The sequence below is a fragment of the Pseudoxanthomonas sp. GW835-FHT14C01 genome (assembly GCF_058793715.1).
The window spans coordinates 850,696-874,755 of the sequence record NZ_JBXAGB010000003.1; the positions used below are offsets into that span (position 1 = coordinate 850,696).

The window sequence follows — 24,060 nt, forward strand, 5'->3', positions numbered from 1 at the left end:
TGGGGCGTCGCTCGACCGGCGGGTTTGTTTGACGCTCTTTTGTAATCGGTTACAACAGGAAAACGCTTTGAACAAGATCACCCCAGCCCCGCATGCGTCCTGGTTCATCGGCGTCGCGCTGACTCTGTTGATCGCCGGTTGCCAGAAGGCGCCGGAAGAGAAGGCGGCCCCCGTCGCCGCCAAACCCGCTGCCCCCGCCGTGATTGCCAAACCCGAACCGCCGGCGAAGCCGGAATTGCCGCCCCTGTTCCGCGACATCGAGCGCCGCACGTTCCAGTTCTTCTGGGATACCACCAACGAAACCAACGGCATGACGCCGGACCGTTACCCGTCGCGTCCGTTCGCCAGCATCGCCTCGATCGGCTACGCGCTGACCGCGTATCCGATCGGCATCGAGAACGGCTGGGTCAGCCGTACGCAGGCGGTGGACCGCACGCTGACCACGCTGAAATTCCTGCGCGACGTGCCGCAGGGTCCGCAGATGGAAGGGAAGGCGGGCCACAAGGGGTTCTACTACCACTTCCTGGACATGAACACCGGTGAGCGCTTCAACACCTGGGTGGAACTGTCCAGCGTGGATACGTCGCTGCTGCTGATGGGCGTGCTGTTCGCCCAGTCCTACTACGACCGCGACGACGCACGCGAGAAAGAGATCCGCGCGATCGCCGACACCCTCTACAAGCGCGTGGACTGGACGTTCCTGCAGAACAACAAGCCGCTGATCTCGATGGGCTGGTTCCCCGAGAGCGGCATCATTCCGCATGACTGGAAGGGCTACAACGAAGCCATGATGGTCTACGTGCTGGCCATGGCGTCGCCGACGCATCCGGTGGGGCCCGAAGCGTGGGAAGTGTGGACGCGCAGTTACAGCGAACTATGGGGCGTTTTCCAGGGCCAGGAATACCTGACGTTCGCACCGCATTTCGGCCACCAGTACAGCCACGTCTGGATAGATTTCCGCGGCATCCAGGACGCGTACATGCGCGAGCGCGGCATGGATTACTTCGAGAACAGCCGGCGCGCCACCTACGCGCAACGCGCCTACGCCACCGAGAATCCGATGAAGTGGAAGGACTACGGCGAGAATGTCTGGGGCCTGACGGCGTCCGACGGCCCGCAGCAGACGACGCAGGAGTACCGCGGCGAACAGCGTCCGTTCCGCCACTATTCGGCGCGCGGCGCAGGCTTCCGCGAGAACTTCGACGACGGCACCATCGCGCCGACGGCGGCGATCGCCTCGCTGCCGTTCGCGCCGGAGATCGTCATTCCGGCCACCGAGGAGATCCATCGCCGCTACGGCGATTACCTCTATTCCAGCTACGGCTTCCTGGATTCGTTCAATCCGAGCTTCGACTACGACATTCCGCTGAAGACCGGCCGCATCGTGCCGGGCAAGGGTTGGGTGGCCAGCGACTACATCGGCATCGATCAGGGGCCGATCCTGGCGATGATCGCGAACTACCGGAACGACTTCGTCTGGAGCGTGATGAAGAAGAATCCGTATATCCGCGATGGCCTGAAGAAGGCCGGTTTCCAGGGGGGCTGGCTGGACGCGAAGACGGAGCAGGGCGCGGCGAGCGCCGCGACGGCGCCGACCGCGCCACCGGATCTGGATGCGGCCGCGGCGCGCGCACTGGGCACCGCGGAGTCGCGTGCCAACCAGGCCTCGCAGCCCGAGGCGGCGCGACCGCAGCAGCCCGAGTAAGCTGTCCGCATGGATCGGCGTGCGCCAGCGGGAGTCTCTCCAGCACGCATCAGGGTCTTCTCCGGTGGAAGGAGGGCCCTGGTGCGCTGCTGTTTGCTTGCGTTGCTGATCGTCGCCGCGCTCGCCGCCGCCGGTTGCGCACGCACGCAGGACGAGCGCAGGGTGGTGCGGTTCTGGGTGATGGGTTACGAGGGCGAGATCGTCGCGAAGCTGCTGCCCGAGTTCGAGCGTCGGCACCCGGACATTCGCGTGGACCTGCAGATCGTGCCGTGGCTGTCCGCCCACGAGAAGCTGCTGACCGCCTTCGCTGGCGAATCGCTGCCGGATGTCAGCCCGATCGGCAACACCTGGATTCCGGAATTCGCCGCCCTCGGTGCGCTGGAACCGCTGGACGACGAGATCTCGGCGACCGCCGGCTTCGACCAGGCAGACTTCTTCCCCGGCGTCTGGGACACCGGCGTGATCGGGGGCCGCGCCTACGCGGTGCCGTGGTACGTCGAAACGCGCCTGCCGTTCTACCGTCGCGACATGCTGGCCAAGGCGGGCGTGACGACCTTGCCGGCCAGCTGGAATGAATGGCGCGTCGCGATGCGCGAGGTCAAGCGGGTCGCCGGGTCGGGCAATTACGCGATCCTGCTGCCGCTCAACGAATTCGAGCCGCTGTTGAGTTTGGCGATCCAGCAGCCGGAACCGCTGCTGCGAGACGACGGCCGCTACGGCAACTTCCGCAGCCCGGGGTTCAAGCAGTCGCTCGGCTTCTACAAGGAGATGTTCGACCGGCAGTGGGCGCCGGTCGTGACCAACAACCAGATTTCCAACGTGTGGGACGAGTTCGGCAAAGGCTTCTATTCGTTCTATATCTCCGGTCCCTGGAACATCGCCAAGTTCAAGGAGCGCCTGCCGGCCGCGCAGCAGAAGGACTGGATGACGATGCCGCTGCCGGGCCCGAACGGCCCCGGCGCGTCGCTGGCCAACGGCACCAGCTTCGTCGTGTTCAAGGATTCGCCGAACAAGGACGCCGCCTGGCAGCTGATCGCCTGGCTATCGTCGCCGGCCGTGCAGGCGGAGTTCCATGCGCTGACCGGCGACCTGCCGCCGCGCCGCTCGCCGTGGCAGACGCCGGCGCTGGCGAATGATCCATACGCCAAGGCGTTCCGCGAGCAACTGGAGCGCGCAGTGTCCACACCGAAGGTGCCGGAGTGGGAGCGCATCGCCACCGAGATGCGGCTCGTCGGCGAGCAGGTCGCGAACGGCCGGCTGACGGTCGACCAGGCCGCCGAGGAGCTGGACCGTCGCGCCGACCGCATCCTCGAGAAGCGGCGCTGGATGCTGGACCACGCAGCGAACACGGGAGCGGCACCGTGAAGTCTTCGCACTCGCTCGCCGGCTGGCTGTTCGCCGCCCCCGCACTGACGGTCATCGTGATCTTCTTCGGCCTGCCAGTGCTGGCCGCGCTCGCGCTGAGCCTGACCGACTTCGACATCTACGCGCTGGCCGACATCGGCAACCTGCGCTTTGTCGGCTTCGACAACTACATCGGCCTGCTGCAGAGCCCGATGTTCTGGAAGTCGCTGGGCAATACGGTGTACTTCGTCCTGGTTGGCGTGCCGTTGTCGGTCGCGCTGTCGCTGGGCGCGGCGTTGCTGCTGCACTCCAGGCTGGGCCGCTTCAAGGGCTTCTTCCGCACCGCGTTCTTCGCGCCGGTGGTGACCACGGTGGTCGCGGTGGCGGTTATCTGGCGCTACCTGTTCCACACCAAGTACGGCCTGGTGAACTGGGGGCTGTCGTGGGTCGGCATCGATCCCATCGACTGGCTGGGCGATCCTGCCTGGGCCATGCCGACGATCATCCTGTTCGCCGTGTGGAAGAACTTCGGCTACAACATGATCATCTTCCTCGCCGGCCTGCAGAGCATCCCCGAAGACCTCTACGAGGCCGCGCGCATCGACGGCGCCTCGCGGTGGGCGCAATTCCGCCACGTCACCCTGCCGCAGCTCGGGCCGGTGCTGCTGCTGGTCGGCATCCTGACCATGGCCGGCTACTTCCAGCTGTTCGCCGAACCTTACGTGATGACGCAGGGCGGTCCGCTGGAGAGCACCAAGAGCGTGCTGTACCTGATGTACGAGGAAGGCTTCAAGTGGTGGAACCTGGGTAACGCCTCCGCTGTGGCGTTCCTGCTGTTCCTGCTGATGACGGTGGTGACCAGCGGCCTGCTGTGGTTCGCGCGCAGGCGGGGCGTGGAATGAACCAGCGCCTTGCCACTCTTGTCGTCAATGCGCTGCTGGTCGCGCTGGCGGTCGTCAGCATCGGCCCGCTGCTGTGGATGCTGTCCGTATCCTTCATGCAGACCGGCGAGGCGGGCCACTTCCCGCCGCCGTTGCTGCCGTCGGCGCCGACGCTGGACAACTACCGCGAACTGTTCGTGCGCGCCGGCATGGGGCGCTACCTGGTCAACAGCTTCATCGTCTCGACCAGCGTGATGCTGCTGTCGCTACTGTTCAACACGATGGCCGGCTACGCGTTCGCCAAGCTGCGCTTCAAGGGGCGCGACCGCACGTTCCGCGCGTTGCTCGCCGCGCTGGTGATCCCCGCGCAGGTCGCGATGATGCCGCTGTTCCTGCTGCTCAAGCAGATGGGCCTGGTGAACACCTACGCCGGTGCCATCGTGCCGGGCATGGCGGCGATCTTCGGGATCTTCCTGGTGCGCCAGTACGCGCGCTCGATCCCGGACGAGCTGCTGGAGGCCGCGCGCATCGACGGCGCCAGCGAGGCGCGCATCTTCTTCCAGATCGTGCTGCCGGGGCTGAAACCGATCCTGGTGACGCTGGCGATCTTCAGCTTCCTCGGCGCATGGAACGACTTCATGTGGCCGCTGATCGTGTTGAGCGACGACGCCTTGCAGACCCTGCCGGTGGCGCTGGCCGGCCTGTCGCGCGAACACGTGATGGACTACGAGCTGATGATGGCCGGTTCGGTCGTCACCATCCTGCCGGTGCTGCTGCTGTTCCTTGTGCTGCAGCGCTACTACATCCAGGGCCTGTTGCTGGGCAGCGTGAAGGGCTGATTCCCGCTGCGGTCCGTTGCCGGAGACGAAAACATGCTGTCCACCCATACCCGCCGGATGGCCGGGGTGCTGCTGCTTCCGCTGGCCGGTGCCGTTTCGGCCGAGCCAGTGCGCGTGCTCGATGCATTCGACGACGCGTCCACGTGGCGCGTGGTGACCTCCAATCAGGTCAGCGGTGCGCTGCGGTCGGTCGATGGCGTGGAAGGCAAGGCGATGTGCCTGGACTACGACTTCAATGGCGTTTCGGGTCACGCCGGCATCCAGCGCGACCTCCTGATCGACTATCCACAGAACTACCAGTTCGGCTTCCAGCTGCGCGGCGAGTCGCCGCGCAACGACCTGCAGTTCAAGGTGGTGGATGCCAGTGGCGACAACGTCTGGTGGGTGAACCGGCCGAAGTACGAGTATCCGGCGACGTGGACGCCGGTGCGCTACAAGCAGCGCCATATCGACAAGGCATGGGGTCCGGATCCCGACCGCGTGCTGCGCAGGAGCGTCAAACTCGAGTTCACCGTCTACAACAACGTGGGCGGAAAGGGATCGGTCTGCTTCGACCAGCTCACATTCCAACCGTTGCCGGTGGACGACGGTGCCCCGTTGACCGGCAAGGCCAGTGCGTCGGTCGCCTTTCCTGCCGGCGCCGCGGCCCTTGCGGTGGACGGCAAGCCGGAGACGGCGTGGTCGGCCGACCTGCACGGCGACAAGGATCCGCAGCTGACGCTGGACCTGGGCAAGGTGCGCGAGTTCGGCGGCGTCGTGCTGCGCTGGAAACCGGGCCAGCATGCGTCGGATTACCTGGTGCAGTTGTCCGATGACGGTCTGCGCTGGCGCGATGCGCGCACCGTGGTCGACGGCAACGGCGGCAACGACTATCTCGCGCTGCCGGAGTCGGAAGCGCGCTACGTGCGGCTGACCCTCGGCGACGGTCCGGGGCGTTCGTTCGCGCTGGCCGAACTGGAAGTGAAGCCACTCGCGTTCGCCGCGCATCCGAACGACCTGATCAAGGCGATGGCCGCCGAAGCACCGAAGGGCTGGTTTCCGCGCGGTTTCAGCGGCGAGCAGCCGTACTGGACCATCGTAGGCCTCGACGGCGGGAGGGAGCAGGGCCTGATCGGCGAAGACGGCGCCATCGAAATCGCCAAGGGCGGCGTCAGCGTCGAGCCCTTCGTGCAGGTCGATGGTCGCTGGATCGGCTGGTCGGACGTGCAGGCGACGCAGTCGCTGCAGGACGGCTACCTGCCGATCCCGACCGTCGCGTGGCGACACGCGGACTTCGCGCTGGCGACCACCGCGTTCGCCGCCGGCAAGCCCGGTGACTCGCGCGTCGTCGCGCGCCATCGCTTGACGAATACCGGCAGCACGGCGCGCGAGTACGTGCTGGCGCTGGCCGTGCAGCCCTGGCAGGTCAATCCACCCAGCCAGTTCCTCAACACGACGGGCGGTTTCAGTCCGATCAACGATCTCGCCGTGCGCGATGGCGTGGTCAGCGTGAACGGGCGTGCCAGCCTCCGCTTCGCCCAGCCCGATGCGGCACTGGCGTCGCGCTTCGATGAGGGACTGGTGCGCGAGCGGCTGGCGTCGATGGACGGGATGTCCGTTGGTCCGGACGCGCAGGTCGCCGGTGAGTCGACGGGACTCGCATCGGCCGCCGTGCTGTACCGGATCACGCTGGCGCCGGGCGAAAGCCGCGACATCGACTGGGTCGCCCCGCTCGAAGGCAGGCTGCCCGCGCGGATCGATGCGGCGCGCGACCAGCAGGCGACGGCCGCGATCTGGCGCGGCAAGCTCGGCGAGATGAAGCTGCAGGTGCCTGCCGAAGGCCAGCCGGTCGCCGACACGCTGCGCACCGCGCTGGCGCACATGCTGATCTCGCGCATCGGCCCGCGCCTGCAGCCGGGCACGCGTTCGTACTCGCGCAGCTGGATCCGCGACGGCGCGATGATCTCCGAGGGCCTGCTGCGCCTTGGCCGTCCCGAAGTGGTGAAGGAGTACGTCGAGTGGTACGCGCCGTACCAGTTCAGGAACGGCAAGGTGCCGTGCTGCGTCGACGACCGCGGCAGCGATCCGGTGCCGGAGAACGACAGCCACGGCGAGCTGATCTTCAACGTGGCCGAGTACTACCGCTACACCGGCGACAAGGCCTTCCTGCGCAGGATGTGGCCGCACGTGCAGGGCGCGTTCGCCTACATGGAAGAGTTGCGCCTGAGCGAGCGTACCGAGGCCAACCGCGCCGTCAACGCGGCGTTCTACGGCATGATGCCGGCGTCGATCAGCCACGAAGGCTATTCGGCCAAGCCGATGCATTCGTACTGGGACAACTTCTGGGCGCTGCGCGGCTACAAGGATGCGGTGGAGGTCGCCGATGCGCTGGGCGAGACTGCGGCGTCGAAGCGCATGGCCGCGTCGCGCGACCAGTTCCGCGAAGATCTTTACGCTTCCCTGCATGCGGCGACGCAACTGCATGGCATCACCTACCTGCCGGGCGCGGCGGAGATCGGCGACTTCGATCCGACCTCCACGACCATCGCCCTGGCGCCGGGTGGCGAGCAGGGCAAGCTGCCGGCGGACCTGTTGAACGGGACGTTCGAACGCTACTGGACGGAGTTCGTGCAGCGCCGCGACGGCCAGCGCGAGTGGAAGGACTACACGCCGTACGAGTGGCGCAACGTCGCCGCGTTCGTGCGGCTGGGCTGGCGCGAGCGCGCTTGGGACGTGCTGGATTTCTTCTTCAAGGACCGTGCGCCGCAGGCCTGGAACCAGTGGGCGGAAGTGGTCTCTCGCACGCCGCGCAAACCGTTCTTCGTCGGCGACCTGCCGCACGCGTGGGTGGCCTCGGACTTCGTGCGCTCGGCGCTGGACATGTTCGCGTACACGCGCGAAGTGGACGACAGCCTGGTGCTGGCGGCCGGCGTGCCGGCGAGTTGGCTGGACGGCGAGGGCATCGCCATCGACGGCTTGCGCACGCCCAACGGCGTGCTCGGCTATACGCTGCGCAAGCAGGGCGATGAGGTGGTGCTGGAAGCGAAGGCCGGCCTGAAGCTGCCCGCCGGTGGCTTGGTGCTGCCGTGGCCGTACGAAGGCACGCCCGGCGAGACGCGCGTCAACGGCAAGCCGGCGCATTGGAAGGACGGCGAGCTGCGCATCGCCACGCTGCCGGCACGCGTCACGATCAAGGCACGCTGATCGTCCCGTCGTAGAGCGGAGCTTGCTCCGCTGCTTCGACGTCATTAACCGGGCAAGTTCGGCCTGCGCAGGCCGAGCAAGCCCAGCTCCGTGTCACGTCGCGGGACGGAGGCATGGTGGGGCGGTAGGTTGGCGACAGGCGGGTCTGACGATCACCATCCGCAGCCGCGAACCGATGCAGGAGCGACGTGAGTCGCGACCGTGCCGATGAAATGCCGTGGACACAGCCGCGCGAGGTCCACTCGAACACCGGCGACCTGCCCTTCTGTCTACGGATGCTGCAGGGACTCTGGCGTCGTGCGGTCGCGACTTACGTCGCTCCTACAGGGAAGCTCAGCCGCCGCGCACCCGCTGCACGATGCCGGCCGCCTTGGCCGAACTTTCGGTGACCTTGTTCCACTCGCCGTTTTCCAGCCAGTGCTTCGGCACCATCCACGAGCCGCCGATGCAGACGACGTTCGGCTGCGACAGGTAGTCGGCCGCGGTGTCTTCGGTGATGCCGCCGGTGGGGCAGATCTTCAGTTCCGACATTGGACCGGCCAGGCCCTTGAGCATCGCCAGGCCGCCGACGGCGGTGGCGGGGAACAGCTTGCAGACGCGGAAGCCGCGCGCCATCAGCGCGAGGAGTTCGGTCGGCGTGGCGGCACCGGGGACCACGGGGATATCGGCGGCCGCGAGTGCATCGGCGAGCGCCGGCGGCGTGCCCGGTGTGACCAGGAAGTCGGCGCCCGCATCGATGGACTGCGTGATCTGCTCCGTCGTCAGCACCGTACCGGCGCCGATCACGATGTCGGGCAGTTCCTTCTTCAGCATCGCCAGCGCTTCCATCGCCACCGGCGTGCGCAGCGTCAGTTCGATCGCCGGCAGGCCACCTGTCAGCAGAGCCTCGGACACCTTGCGTGCTTCGTCCAGCGTGTGGACGGTGACGACCGGCAGGATGCCGGCGGCGCGGAGGAGGGATTCGGCTTTCTGCTGGCGGGCTTCGATGGTCATGGGAACGTATGCACTGGGTCGATTGTGGGAGCGACGTGAGTCGCGATGACGCAAGTGGGAAAGCTTCGCGACTTATGTCGCTCCCACCAGGTGCCGGTCAAGCATCCTTCGCCTCGTGCGGCGCTTCCGCGGCATGCGCGGCATCGCCGAGTTCGTACTCGGCGTCGTATTCCCAGGTGCCGTCGTGGTAGGGCAGGCCGCAGGAAATCGACATCGCACCGCGATCGGCGGGCGTCACCACATCGCGGCTCACCGCGAACAGGTTGCGGCCCAGGTCCAGCGCGGCCGGCGAGGTGTTGGGCGCGATCTCGCGCGCCGCCCATTCGTCCGCCCCGACCAGCGCTTCGAGCGTGCCGGCTTCCGCATCGAGGCGGATGATGTCGCCCTCGCGCAGCTTCGCCAGCGGGCCGCCCCGGGCGGCTTCCGGGGTCAAGTGGATGGCAGCGGGAATCTTGCCGGACGCACCGGACAGGCGGCCATCGGTCACCAGCGCGACGCGGCGCCCCTGGTTCTGCAGCAGGCCGAGCAGCGGGGCGAGGGAATGCAGTTCCGGCATGCCGTTCGCACGCGGACCCTGGTAACGCACCACGGCGATGAAGTCGTGCGGTAGCGCGCCGGCGGCGTGCAGTTTGTTGAGCGCGCGCGGATCGTCGACGACCACCGCCGGCGCTTCGATGAAGCGGTACTCCGGTTTCACTGCCGACGTCTTGATCAGCGAACGGCCCAGGTTGCCGCGCAGCAGGCGCAGGCCGCCCTGGGCTTCGAAGGCGCGCGATACCGGACGTGCGACCTCTTCGTCCGCGCTCGCGGCGATACCGGGCGCGTAGGCGAGCTTGCCGTCCTGCAGGCGCGGCTCGTCGCAGAACGCGCGCAGGCCGCCGGGCACGATGGTGGTGATGTCGTGCATCAGGCCGGCATCGAGCAGCTCGCGGAACACGAACTGGGTGCCGCCGGCGGCGGCGAAGCGGTTCACGTCGGCCTCGCCGTTCGGATATACCCGTGCCAGCAGCGGCACGGTCTGCGACAGCAGGTCCATGTCGTCCCAGGTCAGCACGATGCCGGCCGAGCGGGCGACCGCGATCCAGTGGATGGTGTGGTTGGTGGAACCGCCGGTCGCCATCAACGCCGCCATCGCGTTGACGATGGCGCGTTCGTCGATCAGGCGGCCGATCGGACGGTAGTCGTCGCCGAGCGCAGTGATGCGCAGCGCGCGTTCGGCCGCGGCGCGCGTCAGCACATCGCGCAGCGGCTGATCGGGATTGACGAACGAGGTGCCCGGCAGTTGCAGGCCCATCGCTTCCAGCAGCACCTGGTTGGAATTGGCGGTGCCGTAGAAGGTGCAGGTGCCGGCGGCGTGGTAACTCGCGGCTTCGGCTTCGAGCAGTTCCTCGCGGGTGGCTTCGCCGGCGGCGTAGCGTTCGCGCACCGCGGCCTTTTCCTTGTTCGGGATGCCCGGCGACATCGGACCGGCCGGCACGAACACCGCCGGCAGATGGCCGAACGCCAGCGCGCCGATCAGCAGGCCAGGCACGATCTTGTCGCATACGCCCAGGTAGAGCGCGGCGTCGAACATGTCGTGGCTCAGCGAGATGGCCGTCGCCTGCGCGATGACGTCGCGCGAGAACAGCGACAGTTCCATGCCGGGGCGGCCCTGGGTCACGCCGTCGCACATCGCCGGCACGCCGCCGGCGACCTGCGCGGTGGCGCCGAGGTCGCGCGCGACCTGGCGGATGATCTCGGGGTAATGCTCGAACGGCTGGTGCGCCGACAGCATGTCGTTGTACGCGTTGATGATGCCGAGGTTCGGGGTGACGTCGGCGCGCAGCCGGCCCTTGTCGGTGGGGCCGCAGGCGGCGAACGCGTGAGCCAGGTTGCCGCAGCTCAGGCGCGCGCGTTGCGGACCATCGCGGTTCGCGGCGTCGATGCCGTCGAGGTAGGCGCGGCGCACCGGGGCGCTGCGCTGGCGGATGCGTTCGGTGACTTCCTGGATGCGGGGGTGCAGGCTCATGGGCGTGGGGCTAGGCTGCAGACGTCGTCATTCTGCATGGCGTGGCGAAAGGAGGCCGTGACGCGCGACCTTCCCGCGGCTCCAGCACGTGGAGGGGAAGGGCAGTGAACGACGGCGAGGGCATGATGCTTTCTACCGCCTTTGCTGCGGGCGCGAAAGCGACCAAAGTCAGACCAGTCCGCATGTCGCGGCGCCGCGTGTGTTGCGTTGCAGCGCGCATCTGCGCAAAACCGTCAGGCGTGCGCTGGCGTTTTCGGTCCGAACAGTTCGACCGCATACGCCGCCGCACCCAGCAGGCCGGGACGCGGATGCATGTTCGCCAACGTCGGCACACGTCCCATCGCGGGCGAGAAGCGGCCCTTGTGTTCGAAGCGCTGGCGGAAACCGGAATGCTGCAGCGAGGTGAGCAGTTTCGGTACCAGGCCGCCGGTGAGGAATACGCCGTCCCACGCGCCGGTCGTGAGCACGAGGTCGCCGGCGATCGCGCCGAACACCGCACAGAACACGTCCAGCGTGCGCACGCAGCGCGGATCGCCGGCGGCGGCGCGCGCGGTGACGTCCTTCGGTTCCAGCGGACCGCCCGGATCCTCGCCTGCGATCTCGCTGAGCGCGCGATACAGGTTGACCAGGCCGGGACCGCAGATCAGGCGCTCGTTCGACACACGGCCGAACTGCGCCGAAAGGATTTCCAGGATGCGGATTTCCTCCGGCGTGCCGGGCGGAAAACTGACGTGGCCGCCTTCGGTTTCCAGCGGATACGCGCGACCGTCGCGGATCACCAGCGCGGCTACGCCCAGACCCGTGCCGGGACCGATCACGGCGTACGTGCGCGGCACCGACAAGGGCGCGGGCCTCCACTGCGCGCCGCCGATGGCGACCACGTCGCGCGGTGTCAGCAGCGAGACCGCCATCGCCTGCGCGGCGAAATCGTTGACCAGCTTCAGGCCCTGGAAACCCAGCGCCTGCCGCGTGCGGTTCACCGAGATGACCCAGGGATGGTTGGTGATGCGGGCTTCGTCGCCATCGACGCGGCCGGCGACGGCGAACACGCCGTTCTGCGCGGTCGCGCCGGTTTCATCGAGATAGTGCTGCGCGGCATCGGCGAGCGACGGGAAGTCGGCGACCACGAACTCGCGCACGCTGTCGTCCAGCAGCGGCACGGAGGCGGACGTATCGGCCAGCGCGAAACGCGCGTTGGTGCCGCCGATGTCGGCAAGGAGGACGCGATCGGTGTTGCTCATGCGGCAAACATCCTGTTCGATGCGGGGTGACTTCCAAAACGGGTCCGCTGCATTCGCCTGGTCGATCCTGTGCTGCCGTGAAAGGGCCACGTCGCGTGGGCGGCGCATGATAGCGCGCACCCGCGCCGGCGGCGCGCAAGCCCGCGTGTGCGTGCGCCATCCGTATACGTACGCGGCATGCGGGAATACGTGGCCACGCGACGGCGGTGACGGACGGATGGGGAACGAAAGGACGGCATGGGAGATGCGGGCGCTTCGGGTGGCATCGGCACGCAGTCCGCTTGCGTCGTGAAAACGGTTACATGGCAGAATAGCGCAACTTCCCCGACCTCGGAACGGGAGGCCGTACGTATCGCCGACCAGGACGTGCGTGCACCCGGGAGGGCCGGGCCGCAGCGAACACACACGGGCGTCGCCCGACCGGAGCAATGATGGCCAGCGTCAAACTCGACCGCGTGCGCAAGGTGTACGACAACGGCCAAGTGGCCGTGCACGGGGCCAGTTTCGACATCGCCGATGGCGAACTCATGGTGCTGGTCGGTCCGTCCGGCTGCGGCAAGTCCACGCTGCTGCGGATGATCGCCGGACTGGAAGAGATCACCGACGGGAACCTGCTGATCGGCGAACGGCGCGTCAACGACGTGGCCCCGAAAGACCGCGACATCGCGATGGTGTTCCAGAGCTATGCGCTGTACCCGCACATGACCGTGGCCGAGAACCTTGCGTTCGGCCTGAAGCTGCGCGGCGTGGCACGCACCGAGATCGACCGCCGCGTCAACGCGGCCGCGGAGACGCTGGGCATGACCCACATGCTGGGCAAGCTGCCGCGCGAGATGTCCGGTGGACAGCGCCAGCGCGTGGCGCTGGGCCGTGCGCTGGTGCGCGAACCGTCGGTGTTCCTGCTCGACGAACCGCTGTCCAACCTCGACGCCAAGCTGCGCCACTCCGTACGCACCGAGATCGGCCGCCTGCATCGCCAGCTCGGGGCCACCATGATCTACGTGACCCACGACCAGGTCGAAGCGATGACGCTGGGCCAGCGCATCGTGGTGCTGAAGGATGGCGAGATCCAGCAGATCGACACGCCGATGGCGCTGTACGAGAAGCCGGCCAACCTGTTCGTCGCCGGCTTCCTCGGCAGCCCGGCGATGAACGTGTTGCACGGCACGCTGAGGCAGGACGAGGGCCTGCAGCTGACGCTCGACGGGGGCGGTCAGGTCCCCTTGGGTCACGCGGCCGTCGCGGACGCGTGGATCGGGCGCCGCATCGCCTTGGGCATCCGTCCGGAACATCTGCAGCCGGCGGGCATCGGCAAGCCTGCGTTCGAAGCGCATGTCGACCTGATCGAACCGGTCGGCAACGAAGTCTTCGTCAACCTGCGCTTCGCCGGGCAGCCGCTGGTGGCCCGCATGCCGCCGCAGGTGCTGCCGGAACCGGGACAGGGGTTGCGCGTCACCGTCGAGAATGCGGTGTTGCACTGTTTCGATCCGGACAGCGGGCTGCGCCTGGGCTGACATTCTCTGGTCCGGCAAAGAAAAAGGGAGGCGATGCCTCCCTTTTTCGCACCCCATGGCGATGCAGGTCAGCCGCGGCTGACCGTGCGCACCGCCTCCGCCACGTAGGCCAGGTTCTGCTGGTTCAGCGCCGCCACGCAAATGCGGCCGGTGCCGACCGCATAGATGCCGAACTCGTCGCGCAGCCGGTCCACCTGCGCCTTGCTCAGACCGGAGTACGAGAACATGCCGGCCTGCCGCTGGATGAAGGCGAACTCCGGCGCACCCAGGGCCGCCAGCTTGTCGACCAGGCCGGCGCGCAGGGCATGGATGCGCTCGCGCATGCCGCCCAGTTCGCTTTCCCACAGCGCGCGCAGCTCGCTGCTCGCCAGCACGCCGGCGACCAGTGCGGCGCCGTGTGTCGACGGACTGGAGTAGATGGTGCGGATGATGCGCTTGACCTGCGACTGCACCGCCTTGGTGGCGTTGGCGTCCGGACCTACCACCGACAGCGCGCCGACGCGCTCGCCGTACAGCGAGAAGGACTTGGAGTACGAGTTGGCGACGATGAAGCTGTCGATGCCGGCCTCGGCGACGATGCGTACCGCCGCACCATCCTCGGCGATGCCCTTGTCGAAGCCCTGGTAGGCCATGTCGATGAAGGGGAACAGGCCGCGTTCCTTCAGCAGCGCCGCGACCTGCGTCCATTGCTCGACGGTCAGGTCGGCGCCGGTGGGGTTGTGGCAGCAGGCGTGCAGCAGGACGACGGTGCCCGGCGTCAGCTGGCCCAGGTCGGCGAGCATGCCGGTGAAATCCAGGCCGTGCGTGGCGGCGTCGAAGTAGGTGTAGTCGACGATGTCGAAGCCGGCCGCGCCGAACACGGCGCGGTGGTTCTCCCAGCTCGGGTTGCTGATGGCGATGGTGGCGTGCGGCAGCAGCTTCTTCAGCAGGTCCGCGCCGACGCGCAGCGCCCCGCTGCCGCCGACGGTCTGGGTCGTGGCCACGCGGCCCGCGGCGACCAGGTCGGAGCACTTGCCGAACACGAGCTCGCGGGTGGCGGCGTCGTACGCGGCCAGGCCATCGATCGGCAGGTAGCCGCGCGGTTTGGCGGCGGCTGCGAGCGCCTGTTCCACCTGGCGGACGCACTCGAGCAAGGGGATGCGACCCTGCTCGTCGTAATAGATGCCGACGCCCAGGTTGACCTTCTGGGTACGGGGATCGGCGTTATACGCCTCGGTCAACCCCAGGATGGGGTCGCCGGGCACCAGGTCGACGGATGCAAAAAGAGACACGGAGTGGGGACCGTTGATGTGTGAGGGAGGGGGGGTAAAGCCGCCCGCGATGCTAACAGGCGCGGGCCTTCTCCGTACGCCGCCGGCCCATCGGCGTACGGCGCCCGCAGGTCCGGGCATCGTGTGTCATGGGCGGCTATACTCATCCGTTGGCGTGCCTGACGGCAGGCCTGATTGCCACGGAATCAATCACTTGGCAGTCAAAGCTGATCCCACTTCACACTTGCGGCAGCGCGTCGGACCGGTCCGGTCGCGGTGCCCGGAAGACACCGTCGCATGCGCCTTTCCACCATCAAGCTGTCCGGCTTCAAGTCGTTCGTCGATCCCACCGTGCTGCACCTGCCGACCAACATGACCGGCGTGGTCGGCCCGAACGGCTGCGGCAAGTCGAACATCATCGACGCCGTGCGCTGGGTGATGGGCGAAAGTTCGGCCAGCCGCCTGCGCGGCGACTCGCTGACCGACGTGATCTTCTCCGGCTCGGCCGCCCGCAAGCCGGTGTCGCAGGCCTCGGTGGAACTGATCTTCGACAACAGCGACCACACCATCAGCGGCGAGTTCGCCGCCTTCAACGAAATCTCGGTCCGGCGCCTGGTCAGCCGCGACGGCCAGAGCAACTACTACCTCAACGGCACCAAGTGCCGCCGCCGCGACATCACCGACCTGTTCCTCGGCACCGGCCTGGGCCCGCGCAGCTACTCGATCATCGAGCAGGGCATGATCAGCCAGATCATCGAGGCCCGCCCGGAAGACCTGCGCGTGTACCTGGAGGAAGCCGCGGGCATCTCCAAGTACAAGGAGCGCCGCAAGGAAACCGAAACCCGCATCCGCCACACCCGCGAGAACCTGGACCGCCTCAACGACCTGCGCGAGGAGATCGGCAAGCAGCTCGAGCACCTCAAGCGCCAGGCCAAGCAGGCCGAGCAGTACAAGGCGCTGCAGGAAGAGCGCCGGGTCAAGGATGCCGAGTGGAAGGCGCTGGAGTACCGCGGCCTGGACGGCAAGCTGCAGGGGCTGCGCGAGGCGTTGTCGCAGGAAGAGACGAAGCTGCAGCAGCTGATCGCCGAGCAGCGCGAAGCCGAGCGCCTGCTGGAAACCGACCGAGTGCGCCGCGAGGAAGCCGCTGACGGACTCAACAAGGCGCAGGGCGAGGTCTACCAGGTCGGCAGCACGCTGGCCCGCATCGAACAGCAGATCCAGCACCAGCGCGAGCTCGCCGACCGCCTGAAGAAGGCGCGCGACGAAGCGCACAACGCGTTACAGGAACTCGGCCAGCACATCAGCGGCGACGAGACCCGCCTTGCCGTATTGCGCGAATCGGTCGCCGATGCCGAACCGCAGCTCGAGCAGCTGCGCGAAGAGGACGTGTTCCGCCAGGACGCGCTGCGCGAGGCCGAGGCCGCGCTGGCCGACTGGCAGCAGCGCTGGGAAACCCACAGTCGCGACTCCGCCGAGGCCTCGCGCGCCGGCGATGTCGAGCGCACCCGCGTCGACTACCTCGACCGGCAGTCGCTGGAAGCCGAGCGCCGTCGCGAAGCGCTGGCCAATGAACGCACCGGGCTGGACCTGGACGCGCTGGCATCGGCGTTCGAGCAGTTGCAGCTGCAGCACGACACCCAGAAGGAATCGCTGGAGACGCTGACCGAGCAGGTGGAGGCGCGCAAGCAGGGCGCCGCCGACGTGCAGGAACAGCAGCGCGCAACCCAGACCGAGCTGTCCGACGTGCGCAAGCGCGCGCAGGAAGCGCGCGGCCGCCTGTCCTCGCTGGAAACCCTGCAGCACGCCGCGCTGGGCCAGGAGCAGGGCGCCGCGATGAGCTGGCTGAAGGCGCGCGGCCTGGACAATGCCGCCCGCGTCGGCGAAAAGCTGACCGTCGAGCCGGGCTGGGAGAACGCCGTCGAAGGGGCGCTCGGCCAGCTGATCGAAGGCGTGCTGGTCGATGCCCCGGAAGCCCTGGTCGACGCGCTGGGCGAACTCGGCGACGGCCGCATCGCGCTGGTGTCGGACGACCGTGGCGATGTCGCGCACGCGCCGACCTCGCTGGCCGCCAAGGTGCAGGGCCCGGCCGCGATCCGTCGCCTGCTGGCCCGCCTGCACGTGGCCGAGGATCTGGCCGAAGCCCGCCGCCTGCAGGCGCAGCTGGGCGAGGGCGATTCCGTCATCACCCGTACCGGCGAGCGTCTGGGCGCCGGCTGGGTACGCGTGCTGCGCTCCGGTGCGGCCAAGCAGGGCGCACTGCTGCGCGAGCGCGAGATCCAGTCGCTGCGCGGCGAGATCGAGACGCTGCAGGCGCGCGAAGCCGAACTCGAGGAGCGCCTGGCCGGTCTGCGCGACGCATTGCTCGCCGCCGAACAGCAGCGCGAAGACGCGCAGCGCACGCTGTACATGGCGCACCGCGGCGTCTCCGAGCTCGCCGGCCAGTTACAGAGCCAGCAGGGCAAGGTGGACGCCACGCGCACCCGTCTCGAACGCATCGATGGCGAAATCGCCCAGCTGGTCGAAACCCTGGACACCAGCCGCGAGCAGGCCCGCGAAGCCCGCGCCAAGCTGGAAGACGCGGTCACCCGCATGGGCGACCTGGAATCCGCCCGGCAGGCGCTGGAAGGCGAGCGCCGCCAGCTGGTCGAGGCCCGCGACCAGGCGCGCGAAGCCGCCCGCACCTCGCGCGACACCGCCCACGCCCTCGCGCTGACGCTGGAGTCGCAGCGCACCCAGATCGTCTCGCTGAGCCAGGCGCTGGATCGCATGGGGGGCCAGCGCGGCCATCTGGATTCACGGCTGGAAGAACTCACCCTGCAGCTGAGCGAAGGCGATTCGCCGGTGCAGGAGCTGGAAGCCCAGCGCCAGGCCGCGCTGGAACACCGCATCACCGCCGACCGCCAGTTGGCCGAAGCGCGCTCGCTGCTGGAAGGCATCGACAACGAACTGCGCCAGTACGAACAGACCCGCCAGCAGCGCGATGAGCAGGCGCTGGCCCAGCGCGAGCGCATCTCGCAGCGCAAGCTCGACCAGCAGGCGCTGGCGCTGAAGGCCGAGCAGCTGTCGGAAGCCGTCGTCGCCGGCGGCTTCGTGCTCGAAGACGTCATCAACACGCTGCCCGAGGTCGCCGACCTGCGCGAGTGGGAGCAGACCGTCACCCAGATCGACGGCCGCATGCGTCGGCTGGAGCCGGTCAACCTGGCCGCCATCCACGAGTACGGCGAAGCCAGCCAGCGCTCCGAATACCTGGACGCGCAGCATGTCGACCTGACCACCGCGCTGGAAACGCTGGAAGAAGCGATCCGCAAGATCGACCGCGAGACCCGTGGCCGCTTCAAGGACACCTTCGACCGCGTCAACGCTGGCGTGCAGCAGCTGTATCCGCGCCTGTTCGGTGGCGGCCATGCCTACCTGGAACTGACCGGCGAAGACCTGCTCGACACCGGCGTGGCCATCATGGCGCGCCCGCCGGGCAAGCGCGTGTCCAACATCTCGCTGCTGTCCGGCGGCGAGAAGGCGATGACGGCGGTGGCGCTGGTGTTCGCCATCTTCCAGCTCAATCCCGCGCCGTTCTGCCTGCTGGACGAAGTCGACGCGCCGCTCGACGAAGCCAACGTCGGCCGCTTCACCAACATGGTGAAGGAGATGAGCGAGAAGGTGCAGTTCCTGTTCGTGTCGCACAACAAGGCCACGATGGAAGCCGCACACCAGCTCAGTGGCGTTACCATGCGGGAACCCGGTGTCAGCCGGCTGGTGTCGGTGGACCTGGAAGAGGCCGCCCGCCTCGCCGGTGCCGCCTGACGCCCACCCACATTCCACCCTGCCGGAGAATCCCCTGTGTCCGACATGGCCATGCTGCGAATCGGAATCCTCGTCGCCGGCGTCCTGCTGCTGGCGGCGATCTTCCTGTTCGGCCGTCCCAAGAAGCCCAGTCAGGGCCGCCGCATCGAGACCACCGAGCGCGACACCGCGCGCGTGGAGCCCAGCCTGTCGGGCGACGACACCAGCGAGCAGCTGCAGGACTACAACGACGAACGCGTCAGCCAGCCCGAACTGGGCCTGGCCGGCGGCACGCCGGTCGCGGGCGTGGAGAGCGACCTGGGCAAGCGGCCCAACCAGGATTTCGACAAGATCGTCTCGCTGTACGTCGCGGCCAAGGCCGGGCAGGTGCTGCGCGGCGAGGATATCGTGGTGGCGGCCGAGAAGACCGGCCTGACCTTCGGCCACATGAACGTCTTCCACCGGCTGGTGGAAGGGCATCCGGAACGCGGCCCGGTCTTCAGCATGGCCAACATCATGCAGCCGGGCAGTTTCGACATGGCCAACATCCGTACGCTGGAAACCCCGGCCATCGCGTTCTTCCTCACGCTGCCGGCGCCGATGACCGCGCTTGAAGCGTGGGAGAAGCTGGTCCCCAACGTCGAGCGCATGGCCGAGCTGCTGGGCGGCGTGGTCCTCGACGACAGCCGCAACACCCTCGGCCGCCAGCGCATCCAGCACATCCGCGAGGAGCTGCGTGCGTACGACCGGCAGCATGAGGCGCCACCGTTGACGAAGGCGCCGCGGTGGTGAGGCATGTCGGATCGGTGTGCATCAGAGGTCAGAGGGCCAAGGAATGCCAGCATCATTCAATCCAGCGGATGCGGCGGACTCGCAGTGGTTTAGCTCAGGCCACCATGACGCTTTGTACATTGAGGCCTACGAGCTGGCTCTAGCGCCAGAGGCGGTCTCCCGAAAAATATTTCGCTTCGAGAACATCATTGTTCTCATAAAGTCAGCGAGTCTTGACTACTTGGAAATGGCGGGAGTCAAGATCAAATTTGGCGAGAATCGACAAGTAGAAATGTCAGCGGAGCATCGTGTATCTACTTCGGAGTTCTCGCCGAAGCTGATAACGATTCAGCCTCACCGGCGCAGCGATACGAATCGTGAATCCGAGCTCGCAGAGCGTTCTTTAGAATACATCTCGCTTTTGGTGTCGACGAACTACAGAAACATTGCATGCCGTCGATTGTTTGTTCAGATTGCAGGCAGGCAAGATGGGTCGATCGCAGTCGGGGGAGCGCATGTACGACTCCCTTTTGATCTCCCTGCGCCGGATCTGTCTGCAGAGGTTCTGAGTCGCTTTCCACGATGTCGCGAGAAAATCGATGGAAGTGATCCCGCTAGGAAACAAAAAATCTGCCTCTCCCTTCATTGGCATATTAAGGGTGTTCAGGCGGAGGGGTTGGATAGCTTCTTAAGTCTCTGGATTGCTCTTGAGACGCTGACAATGACGTCAACGAACGTCTCAGAAATGAATGCGGCGCTAGGTGCTGCCTACGGCATAGCTCCGGCCTTGGCTTCTCTCGAGTTTGGCGCAGGAAGGCTCTTTGGTCTTCGATCCAAAATTGTTCATAACGGTATTCGTAAGAGAATCTCAACAGACTTGACGGACTACATGGAATGTCTCTACGCAGATCTATTGATCCATGAGTTGTTAGGTGAATCCTTGGGTCGAGCAAGGGGGTTGCTGCGATCAAAGGGGATCGATGTTCAACAACTTACTGCTTGAGTTCAGGATGGCTGGAGCCGAGGGCGATACCCATCGATTCCGTCATTGAAAAGTGCGGAGAGATTCGATGATGCGACGTGTAGGGGGCGTCGCCTTGGCTGCGCTGGTCATAGGCTGCAATCCCGAGCGCGTCACCGTCAGCGACGAACAGCAGGAGGTGTTGGCCCTGTTCGGTTGCCCGGATGCCTCCGGAGCCTATGAATCGACCACGATCGAGCAGGTGATTGCCGAACCCGCCAGGTTCCAGGCGAAACCCATCAAGGTCTCCGGCTTCTACCACGTGTCCTTCGAGAACTCCGCGATCTATCCGGCGCCGTCGGCCGTGATGGACTTTCGTCGTGGCATCTGGCTCCTGGGTCGGAGCGGCGATGACCTGATTGGTCGACGTGTGACGGTGCGTGGCGTTTACGATCCCGGTTCGAACGATGGCAGGGGTCGTTGGCCCATGGGTGGTCATGGCGGCCAATGGCCAGGCGCGATCTGCGTGCACGCGATGGAATCAGCCGACTAGCACGTAGGATGGGTGGAGCGTAGCGATACCCATCATGGATGCCTCACCGGCAAGGGCGATGGGTAGGCCGGCTTCGCCGTTAAGAACCGCCTGCGGCTCCACCCATCCTACGATTGCTCTCCATCGCGTCATCGCGTGCCTCTGGGGGAACAACGATGTCTGGCCACCGCATCTTCACCACCTCCTTCGCCAGCGTGTATCCGCTGTACGTGCAGAAGGCCGAGCGCAAGGGCCGCACACAGGCGGAGGTCGATCAGGTCATCCTCTGGCTGACCGGCTATGACCCGGCTGGGCTCGAACGCCAGATCCGCGACAACGTCGATTTCGAGACCTTCTTCGCCCAGGCGCCGGCGCTCAACCCCAACGCGTCGTTGATCAAGGGCGTGGTCTGTGGCGTACGGGTGGAAGATGTCGATGACCCGTTGATGCAGAAGATCCGCTACCTCGACAAGCTGGTCGACGAACTGGCAAAGGGGAAGGCGATGGAGAAGATCCTGCGGTAGTCGTCAGGAAGGGTGGGTCCGGAGGCGGTTTTCAACGGCAAAGCCGGTCTATCCACCGGTTGAGCTGCAACGAGTCGTGTCGCACCTCGGGTTTGCTTCGCTCACCAGCCTGTCGCATCCGCGCGTGGACATCCCGGCTTGCAAAGCCCGCCGCTATCACGGACTGTCACCGCATGGCACGCATGCCCAACATCCTCACCGTGCCTCGATGGTTGCCCAGGCTGGGCGCGACGTTGGCGTTCTTCGTATTCCTTGCCGCCAACATGCTGCTGTTCATGGGCCGGAAAGTGGACGGCCTTCGCCCGGCGTGGTTGCTCGCGCTGGCTCCTGATGTGTACAGCCATGTGTCCAACCTGGTGATCGCCAGCCTGTTGCACGGCGGCATCGGTTATCTCTGGCTGCTGTTGGGCGTGCGCCTGCGCCACGTGATGTGGCTGGGTCTGGCGATCGCGGGGGTGAACCTGATCTACGAAGGATTCGTGCCGATCCTCAATACACGCGACGGGATCGATGCGGTCTACGGACTGCTGGGCGTGGCCACCTCCAGTTGCTTCCTGATCGGCATCCAGCGCCACGGCCTGATGCCGAATCCCGCCTACGTCCCCAAGGCATAGGGCGGGCCTTGGCCCGCCGCCGCGCGATCCCGCACACTTGCGCCATGCCCCGCAACGTCCTCTTCATCTGCACCCAGAACCGCCTGCGCAGCCCGACGGCCGAGCAGGTGTTCGCCGACTGGCCGGGCATCGAGACGGCGTCCGCGGGGTTGGGCAACGATGCCGAAGTCCCGGTGTCGCCCGAACTGCTGGCGTGGGCGGATATCGTCTTCGTGATGGAGAAGGCGCACCGCCATCGGCTATCCGCGAAGTTCGATCAGCATCTCAAGGGCGCGCGGGTGATCTGCCTGGATATCCCGGACGACTACGAGTACATGGACCCGGACCTGGTCTGCCTGCTCGAGCGGAAGGTATCGCGCTTCCTGCCCGCGGCCTGATCTGCGGTTACGCTGGCGCTCCCTTGCACCAGATTTCGCCATGACCTTGACCTCGGGAACGGAAGCCGCTGCGCTCCATCGCGCCGTCAGTGAAGTGCTGCACTATCTGTGGGATCCCATCGGCGTGGCGGGAACACCCGAGGCGCGCGACGAGTACGACGGCTACGTGGATGGCGTCTGTGGCCTGCTGTGGCGCGGAGCGGATGCGGACACGCTGGTCGCCCATCTTGTCGGTATCGCAGAGGCATCGATGGGATTGCCGGGGACGCAGGAGCGGGCCGCGCACGCGGCAGAGATTCTGCTGATCTGGCGCGAGCTCGTCACGCGATAGCATGTCGGCGTCCCGTTCGAACCACCCTCCGATGGATGACGCATGAGCCGCCCCTTGCAGACCTACACCGGCAGCTGCCACTGTGGCGCGATCCGCTTCGAGATCGACACCGACTTCCCCGAACTGACGCAGTGCGATTGCTCGATCTGCCGCAAGAAGAACGCGCTGATGGTGAAGGTGCACGAAAGCGCCTTCCGCCTGCTGGCCGGCGGTGACGCGCTGGCCGAGTACCGGTTCCACACGCACACCGCGCATCACCACTTCTGCAAGGTCTGCGGCATCTACCCGTTCCATCGCAAGCGCGTCACCCCGGATTACTACGGCATCAACGTGTATTGCCTCGACGGGTTCGATCCCGCCGGCATCGCGGTGCGGATGACGGTGGGGGCGGGCATGCCGTGATCGCACACCCGCGGTGACCATCAAGGTGATTCGGCTGGAGTCGCATCAGGTGTTGTCCGCTCAGTAATCCCAATGTGCTCGACCGGTCACCGGAAGACCCTGCTGCTTGCTTGCAATCGAGGGAAGAGTGACGTAGTTTTACCTGAGTAAAACTTCATCGGGCGCCGACATGTCCTGTACCGCCATCCTCCGCCAATCCGGTGGCTCCATCATCCTGTCCATTCCGAAAGCCATCGCCAGCACCTTGGCCGTCGAGGCAGGGTCGGTCGTGGAATTGATGGTGGAAGGTCGCACCCTGACGGTGTCGCCGGCGCGGCGTTCGCTGGCGGATCGGCTGGCTGCCAGTCCCGCTACGCCCGCGGCATGGAACAGGGACGAGGCGTGGCTCGACGACACGCCGGCCGGGCGCGAACTGCTCTAGGAGGAGCGGACATCATGGGCAAGGGAATCCCGCAGCGCGGCGACATTCTGGAACTGAGCCTGGACCCGACGCACGGACTTGAGATCCGTGGTGCACCTCCGGTCCTGGTGTTGTCCGCCAGCGCCTTCAACCAGGCTTCCGGCCTGCTGCTCGTGGCCCCGATCACGCAGGGCGGTCAGGCGGCCCGTGTGAATGGCTTCAGCGTGACGTTGATGGGTACGGGGCTGCGTACCCAAGGGGTCGTCCTGTGCGACCAGACGCGAACCGTGGATGCGCGTGCGCGTACCTTCAAGCGGATCGAGAGGGCGCCGGACGGCCTGGTGCAGGAAGCTTTGGACGCGCTGCGCGCCATCTTGGAGTGACCCTCGCACCGGGTGCCGGCCGGTAGA

21 protein-coding genes are annotated in these 24,060 nt (G+C 66.7%); 17 read left to right on the top strand and 4 right to left on the bottom strand.

All coding sequences use genetic code 11. The annotated features are described in order from the left end of the window. Positions 1-67 precede the first annotated feature (67 nt). From AC1Q5B_RS17405 to AC1Q5B_RS17425, 5 genes are all read left to right on the top strand, one after another. A complete protein-coding gene (locus AC1Q5B_RS17405) occupies positions 68-1,705 on the top strand; it encodes a glucoamylase family protein (RefSeq protein ID WP_492632727.1) in 1,638 nt (545 codons plus the stop codon). Positions 1,706-1,786: 81 nt separating this feature from the next. After that, entirely contained in the window at positions 1,787-3,070 is a 1,284-nt protein-coding gene (locus tag AC1Q5B_RS17410) for a sugar ABC transporter substrate-binding protein (protein WP_492632728.1), read from the top strand. Then, entirely contained in the window at positions 3,067-3,951 is an 885-nt protein-coding gene (locus AC1Q5B_RS17415; protein ID WP_492632729.1) for a carbohydrate ABC transporter permease, read from the top strand. The genes AC1Q5B_RS17410 and AC1Q5B_RS17415 overlap by 4 nt, the downstream gene beginning before the upstream one ends. Continuing rightward, positions 3,948-4,769 carry a carbohydrate ABC transporter permease gene (locus AC1Q5B_RS17420; RefSeq protein WP_492632730.1) on the top strand — a complete coding sequence of 274 codons (822 nt, stop codon included), beginning with the start codon at positions 3,948-3,950 and terminating at the stop codon, positions 4,767-4,769. The genes AC1Q5B_RS17415 and AC1Q5B_RS17420 overlap by 4 nt, the downstream gene beginning before the upstream one ends. A gap of 57 nt (positions 4,770-4,826) precedes the next feature. Continuing rightward, complete coding sequence (locus AC1Q5B_RS17425; protein ID WP_492632818.1) at positions 4,827-7,952, top strand: discoidin domain-containing protein; 3,126 nt, start codon at positions 4,827-4,829, stop codon at positions 7,950-7,952. Positions 7,953-8,285: 333 nt separating this feature from the next. On the opposite strand, the gene AC1Q5B_RS17430 is transcribed toward AC1Q5B_RS17425, so the two are convergent. The 3 genes from AC1Q5B_RS17430 to glk all read right to left on the bottom strand — a co-directional run bounded on the left by AC1Q5B_RS17430 (position 8,286) and on the right by glk (position 12,194). Beyond that, a complete protein-coding gene (locus AC1Q5B_RS17430; protein ID WP_492632731.1) occupies positions 8,286-8,945 on the bottom strand; it encodes a bifunctional 4-hydroxy-2-oxoglutarate aldolase/2-dehydro-3-deoxy-phosphogluconate aldolase in 660 nt (219 codons plus the stop codon). Between the two features lie 97 nt (positions 8,946-9,042). Next, entirely contained in the window at positions 9,043-10,953 is a 1,911-nt protein-coding gene (gene edd / locus AC1Q5B_RS17435) for a phosphogluconate dehydratase (protein ID WP_492632732.1), read from the bottom strand. Positions 10,954-11,186: 233 nt separating this feature from the next. Next, on the bottom strand, positions 11,187-12,194 hold the full coding sequence (glk, locus tag AC1Q5B_RS17440; RefSeq protein WP_492632733.1) for a glucokinase: 1,008 nt from the start codon (positions 12,192-12,194) through the stop codon (positions 11,187-11,189). 431 nt (positions 12,195-12,625) lie between these two features. Between glk and AC1Q5B_RS17445 the strand changes: the two genes are divergently transcribed. Next, on the top strand, positions 12,626-13,708 hold the full coding sequence (locus tag AC1Q5B_RS17445; RefSeq protein ID WP_492632734.1) for an ABC transporter ATP-binding protein: 1,083 nt from the start codon (positions 12,626-12,628) through the stop codon (positions 13,706-13,708). A gap of 68 nt (positions 13,709-13,776) precedes the next feature. Here the strand turns inward: AC1Q5B_RS17445 and AC1Q5B_RS17450 are convergent, their stop codons facing one another. Continuing rightward, positions 13,777-14,979 carry an amino acid aminotransferase gene (locus AC1Q5B_RS17450; RefSeq protein ID WP_492632735.1) on the bottom strand — a complete coding sequence of 401 codons (1,203 nt, stop codon included), beginning with the start codon at positions 14,977-14,979 and terminating at the stop codon, positions 13,777-13,779. Between the two features lie 276 nt (positions 14,980-15,255). Between AC1Q5B_RS17450 and smc the strand changes: the two genes are divergently transcribed. From smc to AC1Q5B_RS17505, 11 genes are all read left to right on the top strand, one after another. Next, positions 15,256-18,759: a chromosome segregation protein SMC gene (smc, locus tag AC1Q5B_RS17455; protein WP_492632736.1), complete on the top strand. Its 3,504-nt coding sequence runs from the start codon at positions 15,256-15,258 to the stop codon at positions 18,757-18,759. A gap of 36 nt (positions 18,760-18,795) precedes the next feature. Then, entirely contained in the window at positions 18,796-19,530 is a 735-nt protein-coding gene (gene zipA, locus AC1Q5B_RS17460; RefSeq protein ID WP_492632737.1) for a cell division protein ZipA, read from the top strand. Positions 19,531-19,573: 43 nt separating this feature from the next. Continuing rightward, on the top strand, positions 19,574-20,512 hold the full coding sequence (locus AC1Q5B_RS17465; RefSeq protein WP_492632738.1) for a hypothetical protein: 939 nt from the start codon (positions 19,574-19,576) through the stop codon (positions 20,510-20,512). Positions 20,513-20,579: 67 nt separating this feature from the next. Beyond that, entirely contained in the window at positions 20,580-21,023 is a 444-nt protein-coding gene (locus AC1Q5B_RS17470; RefSeq protein ID WP_492632739.1) for a hypothetical protein, read from the top strand. Positions 21,024-21,178: 155 nt separating this feature from the next. After that, positions 21,179-21,526: a DUF2200 domain-containing protein gene (locus tag AC1Q5B_RS17475; protein WP_492632740.1), complete on the top strand. Its 348-nt coding sequence runs from the start codon at positions 21,179-21,181 to the stop codon at positions 21,524-21,526. Between the two features lie 173 nt (positions 21,527-21,699). Next, on the top strand, positions 21,700-22,140 hold the full coding sequence (locus AC1Q5B_RS17480) for a hypothetical protein (protein WP_492632741.1): 441 nt from the start codon (positions 21,700-21,702) through the stop codon (positions 22,138-22,140). 44 nt (positions 22,141-22,184) lie between these two features. Next, positions 22,185-22,517, top strand: a complete 333-nt coding sequence (locus AC1Q5B_RS17485) for a low molecular weight protein tyrosine phosphatase family protein (RefSeq protein WP_492632742.1) — start codon at positions 22,185-22,187, stop codon at positions 22,515-22,517. A gap of 40 nt (positions 22,518-22,557) precedes the next feature. Further along, positions 22,558-22,848 (top strand): hypothetical protein, encoded by a 291-nt coding sequence (locus AC1Q5B_RS17490; RefSeq protein ID WP_492632743.1) that lies wholly within the window; start codon positions 22,558-22,560, stop codon positions 22,846-22,848. A gap of 42 nt (positions 22,849-22,890) precedes the next feature. Beyond that, positions 22,891-23,250, top strand: a complete 360-nt coding sequence (locus AC1Q5B_RS17495) for a GFA family protein (RefSeq protein WP_492632744.1) — start codon at positions 22,891-22,893, stop codon at positions 23,248-23,250. A 169-nt stretch (positions 23,251-23,419) separates the two neighbouring features. Next, positions 23,420-23,671, top strand: a complete 252-nt coding sequence (locus AC1Q5B_RS17500) for an AbrB/MazE/SpoVT family DNA-binding domain-containing protein (protein ID WP_492632745.1) — start codon at positions 23,420-23,422, stop codon at positions 23,669-23,671. Between the two features lie 14 nt (positions 23,672-23,685). Further along, on the top strand, positions 23,686-24,033 hold the full coding sequence (locus tag AC1Q5B_RS17505; RefSeq protein WP_492632746.1) for a type II toxin-antitoxin system PemK/MazF family toxin: 348 nt from the start codon (positions 23,686-23,688) through the stop codon (positions 24,031-24,033). Positions 24,034-24,060 lie beyond the last annotated feature (27 nt).

Excerpts from the sequence above, each read along its gene's own strand:
- AC1Q5B_RS17420 (WP_492632730.1), top strand. The coding sequence starts at position 3,948 with ATGAACCAGCGCCTTGCCACTCTTGTCGTCAATGCGCTGCTGGTCGCG.
- AC1Q5B_RS17425 (WP_492632818.1), top strand. The coding sequence starts at position 4,827 with ATGGCCGGGGTGCTGCTGCTTCCGCTGGCCGGTGCCGTTTCGGCCGAG.
- AC1Q5B_RS17430 (WP_492632731.1), bottom strand. The coding sequence starts at position 8,945 with ATGACCATCGAAGCCCGCCAGCAGAAAGCCGAATCCCTCCTCCGCGCC.
- edd (WP_492632732.1), bottom strand. The coding sequence starts at position 10,953 with ATGAGCCTGCACCCCCGCATCCAGGAAGTCACCGAACGCATCCGCCAG.
- glk (WP_492632733.1), bottom strand. The coding sequence starts at position 12,194 with ATGAGCAACACCGATCGCGTCCTCCTTGCCGACATCGGCGGCACCAAC.
- AC1Q5B_RS17445 (WP_492632734.1), top strand. The coding sequence starts at position 12,626 with ATGGCCAGCGTCAAACTCGACCGCGTGCGCAAGGTGTACGACAACGGC.
- smc (WP_492632736.1), top strand. The coding sequence starts at position 15,256 with ATGCGCCTTTCCACCATCAAGCTGTCCGGCTTCAAGTCGTTCGTCGAT.
- AC1Q5B_RS17465 (WP_492632738.1), top strand. The coding sequence starts at position 19,574 with ATGCCAGCATCATTCAATCCAGCGGATGCGGCGGACTCGCAGTGGTTT.
- AC1Q5B_RS17470 (WP_492632739.1), top strand. The coding sequence starts at position 20,580 with ATGATGCGACGTGTAGGGGGCGTCGCCTTGGCTGCGCTGGTCATAGGC.
- AC1Q5B_RS17475 (WP_492632740.1), top strand. The coding sequence starts at position 21,179 with ATGTCTGGCCACCGCATCTTCACCACCTCCTTCGCCAGCGTGTATCCG.
- AC1Q5B_RS17480 (WP_492632741.1), top strand. The coding sequence starts at position 21,700 with ATGGCACGCATGCCCAACATCCTCACCGTGCCTCGATGGTTGCCCAGG.
- AC1Q5B_RS17485 (WP_492632742.1), top strand. The coding sequence starts at position 22,185 with ATGCCCCGCAACGTCCTCTTCATCTGCACCCAGAACCGCCTGCGCAGC.
- AC1Q5B_RS17490 (WP_492632743.1), top strand. The coding sequence starts at position 22,558 with ATGACCTTGACCTCGGGAACGGAAGCCGCTGCGCTCCATCGCGCCGTC.
- AC1Q5B_RS17495 (WP_492632744.1), top strand. The coding sequence starts at position 22,891 with ATGAGCCGCCCCTTGCAGACCTACACCGGCAGCTGCCACTGTGGCGCG.
- AC1Q5B_RS17500 (WP_492632745.1), top strand. The coding sequence starts at position 23,420 with ATGTCCTGTACCGCCATCCTCCGCCAATCCGGTGGCTCCATCATCCTG.
- AC1Q5B_RS17505 (WP_492632746.1), top strand. The coding sequence starts at position 23,686 with ATGGGCAAGGGAATCCCGCAGCGCGGCGACATTCTGGAACTGAGCCTG.